This is a genomic window from Streptosporangium sp. NPDC020145, from assembly GCF_040631275.1.
In the GTDB taxonomy this organism is placed as follows: Bacteria; Actinomycetota; Actinomycetes; order Streptosporangiales; family Streptosporangiaceae; genus Streptosporangium.
The window spans coordinates 336,493-349,889 of record NZ_JBEXZT010000005.1; the positions used below are offsets into that span (position 1 = coordinate 336,493).

Annotated in this window: 10 protein-coding genes; 4 read left to right on the forward strand and 6 right to left on the reverse strand. The window is 69.9% G+C overall.

The features are described from left to right. The first annotated feature begins 21 nt into the window (after positions 1-21). Positions 22-678 (forward strand): TetR family transcriptional regulator C-terminal domain-containing protein, encoded by a 657-nt coding sequence (locus ABZ463_RS12485; RefSeq protein ID WP_352011561.1) that lies wholly within the window; start codon positions 22-24, stop codon positions 676-678. A gap of 35 nt (positions 679-713) precedes the next feature. Here the strand turns inward: ABZ463_RS12485 and ABZ463_RS12490 are convergent, their stop codons facing one another. Continuing rightward, positions 714-2,057 carry an FAD-binding oxidoreductase gene (locus ABZ463_RS12490; RefSeq protein ID WP_362775725.1) on the reverse strand — a complete coding sequence of 448 codons (1,344 nt, stop codon included), beginning with the start codon at positions 2,055-2,057 and terminating at the stop codon, positions 714-716. Between the two features lie 209 nt (positions 2,058-2,266). Between ABZ463_RS12490 and ABZ463_RS12495 the strand changes: the two genes are divergently transcribed. Continuing rightward, entirely contained in the window at positions 2,267-2,608 is a 342-nt protein-coding gene (locus ABZ463_RS12495; protein WP_352011563.1) for a hypothetical protein, read from the forward strand. A gap of 36 nt (positions 2,609-2,644) precedes the next feature. Here ABZ463_RS12495 and ABZ463_RS12500 read toward each other — a convergent pair whose 3' ends face one another. The 5 genes from ABZ463_RS12500 to ABZ463_RS12520 form a co-directional block, all read right to left on the reverse strand. After that, positions 2,645-2,905 carry a hypothetical protein gene (locus ABZ463_RS12500; protein ID WP_352011564.1) on the reverse strand — a complete coding sequence of 87 codons (261 nt, stop codon included), beginning with the start codon at positions 2,903-2,905 and terminating at the stop codon, positions 2,645-2,647. Between the two features lie 67 nt (positions 2,906-2,972). Continuing rightward, the gene (locus ABZ463_RS12505) at positions 2,973-3,824 is read right to left on the reverse strand and encodes a helix-turn-helix transcriptional regulator (RefSeq protein ID WP_362775728.1); all 852 of its coding nucleotides are present in this window, start codon (positions 3,822-3,824) and stop codon (positions 2,973-2,975) included. Between the two features lie 388 nt (positions 3,825-4,212). Continuing rightward, positions 4,213-5,019, reverse strand: coding sequence for an enoyl-CoA hydratase family protein (locus tag ABZ463_RS12510; protein WP_352011566.1), 807 nt, complete (start codon positions 5,017-5,019; stop codon positions 4,213-4,215). A 92-nt stretch (positions 5,020-5,111) separates the two neighbouring features. Then, positions 5,112-6,842, reverse strand: a complete 1,731-nt coding sequence (locus ABZ463_RS12515) for a protein kinase (RefSeq protein ID WP_362775730.1) — start codon at positions 6,840-6,842, stop codon at positions 5,112-5,114. A gap of 92 nt (positions 6,843-6,934) precedes the next feature. Beyond that, positions 6,935-8,296 carry an FAD-linked oxidase C-terminal domain-containing protein gene (locus ABZ463_RS12520; protein ID WP_362775732.1) on the reverse strand — a complete coding sequence of 454 codons (1,362 nt, stop codon included), beginning with the start codon at positions 8,294-8,296 and terminating at the stop codon, positions 6,935-6,937. Positions 8,297-8,459: 163 nt separating this feature from the next. Here ABZ463_RS12520 and ctaD point away from each other — a divergent pair, with 163 nt between their 5' ends. Together ctaD and ABZ463_RS12530 are read left to right on the forward strand one after the other, a co-directional pair. Then, on the forward strand, positions 8,460-10,133 hold the full coding sequence (ctaD, locus tag ABZ463_RS12525) for a cytochrome c oxidase subunit I (protein WP_352011569.1): 1,674 nt from the start codon (positions 8,460-8,462) through the stop codon (positions 10,131-10,133). A 367-nt stretch (positions 10,134-10,500) separates the two neighbouring features. Next, positions 10,501-13,233, forward strand: coding sequence for an immune inhibitor A domain-containing protein (locus ABZ463_RS12530; RefSeq protein WP_352011570.1), 2,733 nt, complete (start codon positions 10,501-10,503; stop codon positions 13,231-13,233). The last annotated feature ends 164 nt before the right edge of the window (positions 13,234-13,397 follow it).

Sequence of the window (13,397 nt, forward strand, 5' to 3'; positions counted from 1 at the left end):
CCGCTGCTGTAGTCTTGCGCAGTGCAGAGCGGAGGAGGGGCGCGCGGCAGCCGCGCGGACCAGGCCGACCAGCGCCGGGCCGAGCTTCTTGAGGCCGCCCGGCGGGTGGTGCTGGAGCGCGGGCTCGCCAGCACCCGTGTCGCGGACATCGCCAAGGCCACCAACGTGAGCGGCGGGCTGATCCACTATCACTTCGCCACCAAGGACGACCTCATCACCGAGATGCTCCGCAGCACCAGCGAGTCGGAGATCCAGCGGCTGAGGGAGATCGCGGCGGAGCGGGGCGGCGCCGTCGAGCGGCTCGACCGGGTCCTGCGTTTCTACATCCCGGCCTCCCGCTCCGACCAGAGCTGGATCCTCTGGCTCGACGCCTGGGCCGTCGGGGTGCGCGAGGCGCACGTCAGGACCATCCTGCTGGAGCTTGAGGGCGCCTGGATCGAGATCCTCGCCGAGGTGATCTCACAGGGGGCCGAGACGGGCGAGTTCACCTGCGACGACCCCCAGGGGGCGGCCGAGCGGATCGACGGGATGCTCGACGGCCTGGTGGTCCGTTACACCCTGCACGCGGGCGGCATGTCCCGCAGCAGGCTGCTGCACCACGCCAGGGTCGCCGCGGCCCGCGAGGTCGGCCTGAGCCCCGCCGTCTTCGAGGAGCAGTCTCCCGCCCCCGAGGACTGACCCCTCACCTCCCTCACCGTCGCCTCAGCGGGGGATCAGCCGAGGACCGGGTAGTTGGCGCGCAGCACGCCACGGGGGTCACGGGCCCGCTTGACGTCACGCAGCCGGGCCAGGACGTCGCCGGGGAAGGCCGCCGCCGCGCGCTCCCCGACCCCCAGGAAGGTGTACGGCTTGCGCCCGCTGGTGTGCGGCACGAACTTCCCGGCGATCTCCTTGAGCCGGGTCTCCACGGCGGCCGTGGCCTCGGGGCCCGGGGTGACGCCGAACATGTAGAGCGAGTAGGGCTCCGTCAGATGGCCGCAGGCGCCGCCGCCGGGCACCGGACGGGCGAGCGCGCCGCCCAGGTGCCGGACCTGAAGGCTGACCAGCGGGGCGATGGGCTCCGACAGCAGCGCCCCGGCCACCGCGTCGTCCAGGCCGGTCAGCAACTCCGCGTGCCCGAGGGCGGGCGCCGGGTCGGACGGCTCGGCGCAGACGTCCCCCAGGGCGGCGACGGGCAGCGGCCCCCGCGTGTCGGAGACCGTCCCGCCGATCGCCTCGAAACGGCGCAGCAGGTCGCGCCCCTCGGCCGCCTCCCCCAGGAAGGTGGTGTCGATCGTCACCATCGACCTGCCGCGCAGGTGATCGGGCAGGAAGTCGAACGGGGGGAAGTTCAGCAGCGTGAACCAGACCGCGAGTTCCTCGGGGGCCGAGGCGGTGACCTCACGGAAGGCGGCGAGCACCTCGCCCGCCCGCTCGGCGGGCCACATCAGGCGCCCGCCGTACAGGTGGGGAGCGGGGTGCAGGTCGAACTCGACGGCCGTCACCAGTGCGAAGTCACCGCCGCCGCCGCGCAGGGCCCAGAACAGCTCGGGGTCGGAGTCCGCGTCCACCCGGAACGCCTCCCCTTCGGCGTCCACGACGTCGAGGGCGCGGACGGAGTCGGCGGCGTGCCCGTGACGGCGGCTGAACCAGCTCAGCCCGCCGCCCAGGGTGTAGCCGACCACGCTGGGCGCCGTGGAACTGCCCGCGAGACCGGTCAGGCCGTACGGGCTCACGGCGGAGAGCGCCTCGGCCCACCGTACGCCCGCCCCGACCCGGGCCAGCCGCTCCTCGGGCCGCACCTCGACACCGCCGAGCGCGCCGGTGCGCAGCAGGATCACCCCCTCGACGTCGCCGGTCGCGCCGTGGCCGCTCGGCTGGGCGGAGACCGAGAGCCCGGCCAGCCGGGCGTAGCGGACCAGGGCGGCCACGTCGGCGGCGTCCCGCACCTCGACCACGGCCAGGACGGGCTGGTCAACGGCCAGGTTCCAGGCGGCCCTGGCCCGGTCGAAGCCCTCCTCACCCGAGGCGAGCACCTGCCCCCTGACCGCGCGCCGCAGGTCGTTCCCGATTGTCATGATCTATCCCTTCGGTCGATGCCCCGACTCTGGCGTGACCGATTTGGAGACGACTTGGGGTTGGTTTGAGGTCGACCACAAATGGGAGTTCGCCATTTGGCCGGTTACGGACAGTTCCGTGGCGTGACGCCGGGAAGGCGGGGAGTGGGCCATGCTTGTGCCGCCGGTCGGGACGGCCCCGCCGGGACGATCTCGAAGGGGAGGCGGGAGTGGACGCCCTGCGGAGGCTGCGGATCAGGGGAACGCTGTCGGCGCTGGTGATCCTGGCCGCGGGGGCCACCGCGACCGCGACCGCGGCCGACACCCGGGCGGACGGGCGTTCCTGCGAGCCGTGGACCCTGTGTCTCCGGGCGCCCGCCGTACCGCCCGCGGTGACCCCCGGGCCTGCGGGTCACCGGCCGTGGACGATCGGCGACATCACCGGCGACAGATGGTGCCTGTACGCGCGACCACAGGGCCGGACGGACCTCGTGGGAATCCTCGGCGGGCGCGAGGGCAACCTCGAACGCTGGATCAGGAACAGGGGCGCCAGGGCGCCGGGACCCTGCTGACGGGGCGCCGGCGAGGGCCGGAGACCGGGTGAGGGGTCAGGCGGGCAGCGCGGCGAGCAGGAAGGCGAGCCGGGCGGCGGCGTCCTCGATGTTGTCGGCGCTGCCGAGCCGGTAGCCCCACGAGGTGATGAACCCGCCGTCCTGGGAGCAGGTCACGGTCTCGGTCAGGGTGCTGCTGAAACGATTGCGCACCGAGACGTAGGCGGGGTCGTCGAAGGAGACCCGCTGCACGGCCAGATCGGCGTGCTGCCGCGCCGCGGCGGCGAACTTCTCAAGGCAAGACAGCGTGTCCAGCATCGTGCATCACCTCCGTCTCGACAGAGAATTGCACGATCTTGGGAGGTTAATCAAGCAATTGCGGATACTAAACCCGAGATTGTCGTGTGAAATCCTCCAATACCTTGACGATCACCGCCCTGGCGTCCTCCCTGAAGGCCGCGACCTGATGGAACTCCTCGAAGCTGTGCTCGTAGAACGCGATGTCCTCCGGGTCGCGCAGGATCAGGTCACGGGTCCTGGTCGGCACCGCCACCTGCCCCCTGTCGTAGATCCAGAAGCCGTTGATCGGGGCCGCGGGCAGCGGGGCCTCGAAGGGCAGGACGCCGAACTCCACGTTCGGCAGCGCGGTGACCGCGAGCAGCCGGTCGAGCTGGCCGCACATCACCTCCGGCGGCGCCAGGCGGTAACGCAGCGCGGCCTCGGACATGAGGAACCGGAACGTCCTGCTCGGGTCGTAGAGGATCTCCTGGCGCCGCATCCGCACCCTGATGGCGGCGTCGACCTCGTCGGGCGCGTTGTACAGGCGTTTGATCCTGGTGAAGACGCTGCGGGCGTACTCGGTCGTCTGCAGCAGGCCGATGATCACGCCGGGCTCGACCACCCGGAACGTCTGGGTCCGCGACTCCAGGTCGCGGATGTCCTCCTGGAGCGTGGCCAGGCCGGTACGGTGCCGCTGCCGCCAGGAGTCCTGACGTTCCAGCAGGACGCAGGCCTGCTCGACCAGCTCCTCGACGATCTCGGGGGTGGCCTCGACGGCCTGGCCCCAGAGGGTGACGTCGTCCTCGGTGGCGGTCTGCCGCGCGTTCTCGATGCGGGAGACCTTAGACGGCTGCCACCTCAGCCGTTCTGCCAGCTCCTTGCCGGACAGCTGCGCGGCCTCGCGCAGCTGCCTGAGCCGGGCGCCCAGCTCGGTGCGGACCTGCTGGAACTCGCTCACCCGATCTCCTCCGCGGATCGCGGGGGGCGGGGCGCCCGCGCGCCCACCGGCTCGCCCGTTCCGCGCGCCCGTCGAATCTCCCGCATGGTTCGCACGAGGGTAGACCGAGCGCGCGGATCGTGCCATAGCCGTCTCCCCAATCGTGATCAATATGTGTGGGAACGTCCGGCGAGCGGGCTCCTGGCTCCGCCTCCCGGGGTGCGGCGCGGGCCGGAGGGGGTCGGAAAGCGCGAACGCATGACTGATTCCTTCCCCAATCCAGCATCTTCGGACAATTGCGCGCAATCCTAGACTTCGGAAGGTTGCATGAGGGTTTCAAATCCTGAAATGCCCATATTTCATGAAATATGGGATTAATAGGACTTTTGGCGCGCGACCGCCGTACGGCTCAGGATCGCTCGGGCACCCAGGAGGGGGCGCGCTTCTGCATGAAGGCCGTGATCCCCTCCTGCCCCTCGGCGGAGGTGAACCGCTGCGCCGACAGCTCGGCCATGCGCCGCGTCCCCTCCTCGAAGGACAGCGCGGGCACCTCGCGCACCAGCCGCTTGGTGAGCGCCAGCGCCTCAGGGCCGCCGCGCAGCAGCATCCCGGCGTAGTGGGCGACCGTCTCGTCGAGCAGTTCCCCGGGTACCGCCCTGGTCAGCAGGCCTATCTCCTGCGCCCTGGCCGCGTCGAAGGTCTCACCCGTCAGGAAGTACTCGGCCGCGGCCCTGGGGTCGAGCCTGCGCAGCACGGTCACCGAGATCATCGCCGGGACCACGCCGAGCCGTACCTCGGTGAACGCGAACGACGCCGTGTCGGGGGCGATCGCGAAGTCGCAGGCCGCGACCAGGCCGAGACCCCCGGCGCGGGCGGTGCCGTTCAACCGGCAGACGACCGGTTTCGGGCTCTCCCAGATCAGGCGCATGATCTCCGGGAACGAGGCGGTCACCGGGGCCCCGGGCGCGCCGCCGGGCTCGGTCCGCTGCTCCTTCAGGTCCGCGCCCGCGCAGAAGACCGGCCCCGTCCCGGTGAGCACGACGACACGCACCTCCTCGTCGGCGAGCGCCTGGGTGAGCAGGTCCTCCAGGTCGCCGAGAAGCCGCACGGACAGCGCGTTCCGGTTGCGCGGGGAGTCCAGGGTGATCGTGGCGATCCCGCCGGACACCTCCTTGCGCACCAGGCGCTCCACTGGCCGGTCCGTGTCGGTGTTCATCCACGCTCCTTGGTCGCTCCCGGCCCCGGGTTCGGCGCCGACGCGCAGAACGGTACCCGGCGCGGCCCGGGGCGAGGCGGGCGGGACTCCTGTCAGCCGCAGTGGCTCCAGCCGCTCTTCCAGGTCGCCGTGCCGTACGTGCCGCCCCAGATGACGCACTTCTTGACGGCGGCGATCCGCACCGGGCCCGCGTAGGCGGTGAAACTGCCCGGGTTCGAGCCGGAGGCGCCCCCCTTCACCTGGAGGATCGCGTTCATCTTGATCTTCCCGGGGACCATGTACCTCGACATGGTGACGACGCAGTTCTTGCCCGCCGCGGAGTTGTAGAGCAGGTAGACGGTCGCGGCGCCGATCCCCCTTGAGTCGATCACCTTGTAGCCGGAGCCGCAGACACCGGTCGCGGTGTAGATGTTCGGGGTCGGCTTGGGCGTCGGCTTCGGAGTGGGTTTCGGCGTCGGCTTGACCGTGGGTTTCACCGTCGGCTGCACCGTGGGCTTCACGGTGGGCTTCGTAGTGGGTTTCACGGTGGGGGCGACGGTCGGTTCGACGGTGGGCTTGACCGTGGGCTTCTGCGTGGGCTTCGGGGTGGGCTTGGGCGTGGGGTCCTGGGTCGGCTTCGCGCTGGGCTCACGGGTCGCCCGAGGCGGGCCGGACGGCTGCCGGGGCCGGGCCGTGCCGGGCTCCGCGGTGAGACGGCCGACGGGCTCGGTGCTCCTGCGCTGCCGCGGGCGGGGCGTCGCGGACGTCCAGGCGGAGGGCGGGTCGGCGGGGGAGAGCACGGGGTCCGGCGACGGCGACCGCACCGTGACGGGCGGGGAGACCGCGGCCCGCGTGCTCGCGGCCCCCCAGTCGCCCTGCAGCACCACGACGGCGCCCGCCGTCGCGCCGAAGACGACGATCGCGGCGGTTCCGGCGAGCAGCATCCCGGAGGGGCGCCGCCGTACCCGTGGAGCCACGGGGGCGGGCGCCGGTGCCGGTGCCGGGGCGGCGGGCGCGGCGTTCCTGACGGGGGAGGGGACCGTGGCCCCCATCAGATGGCTGACCAGCTCCTCGGCGGTCGGGCGTGACGCCGGGTCCTTCGACAGGGAGGCGGCGACCAGCTCGCGCAGATGCCCCTCAAGACCGCCCAGGTCGGGTTCGACGGTCAGGATGCGGTTCATCACCACGGCGATGGAGTCGGCGCCGAACGCGGGCCGCCCGGTCGCGGCGAAGACCATCGTGACGCCCCAGGCGAACACGTCGGCCGCCGCCGTCACCTCACCCCCGCCGAGCTGCTCGGGAGCGAGGTAGGAGGGCGTCCCCATCGTCGTCCCCGTCGCGGTGGTCCCCGGCGAGTCAAGTGCCCTGGCGATGCCGAAGTCGATCACCACGGGCCCCTCGGGCCCCATCAGCACGTTGGCGGGCTTGAAGTCCCGGTGCAGGATGCCCGCCCGGTGGATGGCCGAAAGGGCGGTGGCGGTGCTGACCGCCAGGCGTTCGAGCGCCGCGCCCCGCCTCGGGCCCTCCCGGTCGACGAGCTGGCGCAGGGAGGGGCCGGGCACGTACTCGCTCACGATGTACGGCTGGCTGCCCGCGAGGTCGGCGTGGAGCACCGGGGCGGTGCAGAACCTCGCCACCCGCCGGGCGACGGAGACCTCGCGCAGGAAGCGCGTCCTGGCCTCGGGATCGGTGGCGAGCCCGTGGTGGAGAAGCTTGACGGCCACCTGCTCGCCCGCGGGCCCCCTGCCCAGGTAGACGACGCCCTGGCCTCCTTCGCCGAGCCTGCCGGTCAGCTCGAACGGCCCGAGCCGCGGAGGATCCCCCGACGTGAGCGGCTGTACCACGATGCCCCCCGACAAAACCTACGAATTGGGTTATGTGGTGCAGAACGCTACCAGCGTGAGCCGTGGTCCGGATGGCGCGCCGGAGACGCCCGTCAGATGGCCTTGCCGGGGTTGAGGATGCCGAGCGGGTCGAAGACCCGCTTGATCCCGTGGTGGACCTCCTCGGTCACGGGTCCCGCCTCCAGGGCGAGCCAGCGCCGTTTCAGCAGCCCGACCCCGTGCTCGCCGGTCAGTGTGCCGCCCATCCCGAGCGCCTCCCTGAAGACCTCGTCGGCCGCCGCCCACACCTGGGGCGGCGGTTCCGCCAGGCCGCGGTCGAAGACGAAGACCGGGTGCAGGTTGCCGTCGCCCGCGTGCGCGACCGTGGCGATCAGCACCCCGTGCCTGGCCGCGATGGCCTCGATCCTTTCGATCATGTACGGCAGCGCGGAGCGGGGCACGCACACGTCCTCGACCAGGCACTTACCGAGCCGTTCCTTGGCCTGGTAGGCGAGCCTCCTGACCCCGACCAGTTCCTCGGCCTCCTGCTCGGAGGAGGAGACCGCGACGAAGGGCGAGCCGTTCTCCGCGCACAGCCTGGCCATCCGCTCGGCGACCACGGGGCCGTCCGCGGCGTCCGACTGCGCGATCAGCATCGCCTGGGTGCCGGCCTCAAGCCCGATGTTGCGCCAGTCGTCGATGGCCTTGAGCGTCGTGCGGTCGAGCATCTCAAGCAGGGAGGGCTGGCACCCCGCCGCGATGATCGCCGCGACCGCGGCGGCGGCGTCCCTGAGCGAGGTGAACTCGGCCGCGATCGTCGCCGGATAGACGGCCGGAGCCCGGCGCAGTCGCAGGGTGGCCGAGGTGATCACCCCGAGCGTCCCCTCGGAGCCGATGAACAGGCCGGTCAGGTCGTAGCCCGTCACCCCCTTGACCGTGCGCCTGCCCGTCTCCAGGACCCGTCCGTCGGCCAGGACGACCTCCAGGCCGAGCGCCGAGTCGCGGGTCACGCCGTACTTCACGCACCGCAGGCCGCCCGCGTTCGTGGCCAGGTTGCCGCCGATCGTGGAGATCTCGTGGGAGGAGGGGTCGGGCGCGTACATCAGCCCGTGCGCCCTGGCGGCCCTGTCCAGGTCCGCGGTGATCACGCCGGGCTCGACCACGGCGACCTCGTCGGCGGGCGAGAGCTCCCTGATCGCCGTCATCCTGTGCAGCGTCAGGACGACGCAGCCCTCGACCGACGTCGCCCCGCCCGCCAGGCCGCTGCCCGCGCCCCTGGGCACGACGGGCACCCGGTGCTCCGTGGCCCACCTGAGGGTGGCCACCACGTCCTGCCTGGTCTCGGCCGGCACGACGGCCAGCGGCCTGCCCGGTTCGAGGAAGGTCCTGTCCCGCGCGTAGGAGTCGGTGACGTCAGGGTCCGTCAGGACCTTCTCCGGCGAGAGGGCGGCGACGAGTTCGGAGATAACGCTCACAGGGGGACTGTACGGGGCCCGGTCCGAGGGGGGATCACACGGGATGTCACGTGATGATGCGGGCGAGGCTCGGTGAGGGTTCTGCCAAATGTGGTGACGTGACGGCCAGGTGAGGAGAAGTCTCGATTCGTACGGCTGTCGCCCAACCGAAGGGAGCCTCGCTGTGACGACTGTGCAACAGCGGGCCGCGGCCGAGCCCGTCCGCGCGGGGAGGGTGGTCGTCTCGTGGCTGACGTCGACGGACCACAAGGTCATCGGAGACCTCTACATCATCACCGCGTTCGTGTTCTTCCTGATCGGCGGCGTGATGGCCCTGGTCATCCGGGCCGAGCTGGCGCATCCCGGGTTGCAGCTCGTCAACACCGTCCAGTACAACGCGCTGTTCACCATGCACGGCACGCTGATGCTGCTGTTCTTCGCCACCCCGCTGTTCGCCGGGTTCGCGAACGTGATCATGCCGTTGCAGATCGGCGCGCCGGACGTGGCCTTTCCCAGGCTCAACATGGTCAGCTACTGGCTGTTCCTGTTCGGCGGGATCATCGCGCTCGGCGGGTTCGCCACCAACGGCGGAGCGGCCGACTTCGGCTGGACGGGCTACACCCCCCTGTCGGTCGCGACCTTCTCCGGGCAGGTGGGCGGTGACCTGTGGATCGTCGGCCTGGTGTTGTCGGGCCTGGGGACGATTCTCGGCTCCGTCAACTTCATCACCACGATCATCTGCATGCGCGCTCCCGGCATGACGATGTTCCGCATGCCGCTGTTCACCTGGAACGTGCTTCTCACCGGACTGCTGGTGCTGATCGCCTTCCCGGTGCTGGCCGCCGCGCTGCTGGCGCTGGAGGCCGACCGCAAGCTCGGCGCGCACGTCTACGACGCCGCGACCGGCGGGCCGCTGATCTGGCAGCACCTGTTCTGGTTCTTCGGCCATCCCGAGGTGTACATCATCGCGCTGCCGTTCTTCGGCATCGTCACCGAGGTGATCCCGGTCTTCAGCCGCAAGCCGCTGTTCGGCTACATCGGCCTGGTCGGCGCGACCATCGCCATCGCGGGGCTGTCCGTCACGGTCTGGGCGCACCACATGTTCGCCACCGGCCGGGTGCTGCTGCCGTTCTTCTCCTTCATGACGTTCCTCATCGCGGTCCCGACCGGGGTGAAGTTCTTCAACTGGGTGGGCACGATGTGGCGGGGGCACCTGACCTTCGAGTCACCCATGCTGTTCTCGGTCGGCTTCCTGGTGACGTTCCTCCTGGGCGGCCTGACCGGCATCATCCTGGCCTCCCCGCCGCTGGACTTCCAGGTCACCGACTCCTACTTCGTGGTGGCCCACTTCCACTACGTCGTCTTCGGCACCGTGGTCTTCGCGATGTTCGCGGGCTTCTACTTCTGGTGGCCCAAGATGACGGGCAAGATGCTCAACGACACGCTGGGGAAGATCCACTTCTGGCTGTTGTTCGTCGGCTTCCACGCGACCTTCCTGGTGCAGCACTGGCTCGGTGCGGCGGGCTTCCCGCGCCGCTACGCCGACTACAGCCCGGTCGACGGCTTCACCTTCCTGAACCTGGTCTCCTCGGTCGGCGCTTTCATCCTGGGTGTCTCCACGCTGCCGTTCCTCTACAACGTCTGGTGGACCGCCAGGAACGCGCCGAAGGTGACCGTGGACGACCCCTGGGGGTTCGGCAACTCGCTGGAGTGGACGACCTCCTGCCCGCCGCCGCGGCACAACTTCACCTCGCTGCCGCGCATCAGGTCCGAGCGTCCCGCGTTCGACCTCAAGTACCCCAGGGTCGAGGCGCAGCCGCGCCAGCTCGATCCGACCGCCCCCGGCGAGGAGGTCTGAACCGGGGTCGCAGGAGAGCGAGCCACCGGATTCCCTACTCGGGGTCGTCGGCGGGCCCGGGGAGCCGTGGGAGCGGTTCCCCGAGGCCCGCCTTCCGGCTTTCACCGCGCTGACCTGCTGTGAAAGCGCTGTCAACAGAAAAATAGTGGAAATCATCACCATTTCCTGTGAAGTGATGATTCATTACAGTTTTACAACATCATTCAGCGGCTTTACTCCTGCTTTACCTTCTCGTCTAACGTCCCGCTCGGTGCGTACATAAGGCGCATCTGGGACGTTCGCGCCCGGCGAACCCGGGCAGGGAGGGTAAGCGTTGTCCAGCAAAGGCAGGGGTGCTCGAAGGCGCCTGCTCGCGATAGTGCCCGTCGTGGGCCTGGCCGCTGCGGGACTGGCGGCGGGAGGAGTGTCGGCTCAGGCGGACACCACGGTGGACACCACGGTCGCGAGGTACCAGCCGACCGCAGCCGACTACTACATCAACTACGCCACACCCAGGGACGAGCCCGAGGTGCAGGACCCGGCCGCGCCGAACTCCAAGGAGCGCCGGATCAGCCCGTCAAGGCAGATCGCCCACAAGTATTCCGAGGGTAACCCCGCCGCGGCACGCGTTCTGGCCGCGCGCGAGGCGGAGGCGATCAGGACCGGCATCAACCCCGCCGAATTCCTGTTCAAGAAGGCCAAGGTCGCCAAGCAGGCCAAACTCCTCACCGTCCTGGTGGAGTTCAACGACAAGGCCAACGACGACTTCTCGGGCTTCAAGCGCCCGCCGAACGTCAACGACGACGACCCGGCGAACTGCGTCACCGAGCCGCCGGGCACCCTGCTCAACGGCCCGCTGCATAACAAGATTCCCGACCCCGCGTCCTTGGCACACAAGGACAACAACAGTTTCTGGGTGCCTGATTTCAGCCCGGACCACTTCAACAAGATGCTTTACAGCAAGGAAGGCATCACCAAGAGGGTCCGTACCGACCTGACCGACCCCCGGGACGGCCGCAAGGGCATCAACATCGCCGGCTCCACGATGCGGAACATGTACGAGGAGCTGTCCAAGGGCGCCTACACGGTCACCGGAGAGGCCACCCCGTGGGTCAAGGTCCCGCACTCCGAGGCCTACTACGGCGCCCGCGCCTGTGGCAAGGAAGCGCAGGACATGAGCGGCCACCCGAGCAACCCGCTCGGCCCCGGCCAGCTCGCGATCGACGCGGTCGACACCCTGGCCGCCGCCAACCCGAACTTCCCGTGGGCGGACTACGACGTCGAGGACGTCGCCGACTCCGACGGTGACGGCAACTTCGCCGAGCCCGACGGCGTGGTCGACCACCTCGTCCTGGTCCACGCGGGCAAGGACAAGTCCTCCGACGGCGGCGCCGAGGGCACCTACGCGATCTGGGCGCACTCCAGCGCCGTCGCGGGTGGCTACAAGGTCCCCGGCAAGGACGTGAAGATCTCCAACTACATCGTTCAGCCCGAGGACTCCGGCGTCGGCGTCTTCGCCCACGAGTACGGTCACGACCTCGGTCTGCCCGACCTCTACGACACCACGGGCAGCGCCTCCTCGGCCGTCGACTTCTGGGACCTCATGTCGGCCGGCTCCCACAGCGGCCCGATCTTCCAGTCGATGCCGACCCACATGGGTCTGTGGGACAAGTGGATCCTCGGCTGGGCCAACCCCAAGGTCTTCAACCCCGGTGACCGCAGCCGCGTCGTGACCGTCGGTCAGTCCTCGCGCACGCCCAAGTTCACCGAGGACGGCGTCCGGGTGAACCTGGACAGCGCGCCGCTGAAGATGGTCGAGCCGCACAGCGGCACCAAGATGTGGTGGTCCAACCTCGACCAGGAGTGGGCCGACGTCAAGCTCACCCGCGACGTCCAGGTGCCCGCCGGCACGGACGTGAAGTTCTGGCTCTGGAACAACTACGAGATCGAGGAGGACTGGGACTTCGGCTTCATCGAGGTCTCCACGGACAACGGCGCCACCTGGAGCCAGCAGAAGGTCTACACCGAGGGCGGCGCCCTGGTCTCCACCGGTGACGACTACCCGGACCCGAACAAGAACCTCTCCAAGTTCAACAACAGGAAGTACGCCCTCACCGGCAACACCAACGGCTGGCGGCACGACTACGTCGACCTGGCCCCCTACGCGGGCAAGACGGTCAAGCTCAGGCTCGTCTACAACACCGACGCCGCCTTCACCCCGCGCAGCTGGCACGCCGACGACTTCTCGCTGACCAACGGCGCCCAGACCGTCTGGAGCGACGACGTCGAGGGTGGCAACCAGGGCTGGACGGCCAGCGGTGGCACCTACACCAACACCCACGGCCAGGGCTGGGGCATCAACGACGGCTTCCGTGAGGTCTCCCGGTTCTACCTCGCCGAGTGGCGTAACTTCGACGGCTTCGACAAGGGCCTGCAGTACACCTACACCACCGACTACTCGCGTGACGGCTCGTGGAAGGTGGAGAAGGTCAAGTACAACGCCCCCGGCCTGCTCGTCTGGTACCGCGACTCGACCTTCACCAACAACGTCCTGAGCAACAACCTCGAACTGTCGCCGAGCATCGGCTCCAAGGGCAGCCTGCTCCTGGTCGACTCCCACTTCGAGCCGCTGCGGCGGACCGGCGTGGCCGCGACCAAGGACACGACCATCCTGAAGAACATGCAGGGACGCGTGCAGACCTCCAACGCGGCCTTCACCTTCGGCAAGACCTACCCCTTCAAGGAGTGCATCGAGGGGCCGAACGAGCCCTTCAGCGAGTACTGCACCAACACCGCCGCGCTGCCCGGTGTGCGCGAGTTCACCGACGCCAAGACCTGGTACCCCGGGTTCGAACTGCGTGACGGCAGCCTGTACTACCGTGACTTCGACGCCTCGGTGGTCGTCCCCTCCAAGGGCGACCAGCAGTACAGCACCCGGGTGGTCAACCCCGACGGCACCCCCGCGACCGACGTGTACGGCGTCGACCTGGGCAACGGCAACGTCCTGGGCAGCGGTAACCCCGGTGACGAGGGCAAGGCCCTGGGCGTGAAGTTCAAGCTGCTCGCCCCGCTCCCCGGCAACCTCGGTGTCCTCCTCCAGGTGACCCCGCCCAAGAAGTGACCCGGCGCGTCCCCGTCCGGGCCCACCCGGGCGGGGACGACCCCGGCGAACGGTGAGACACCAGGACGCCCGGCCGGACCTTTCCGGCCGGGCGTCCGCCGTACCCGGCCGCGGGCGCAGCCCCACGATCCGGCGGGCCCTACGATCTGACGGGAAGGCAGTGG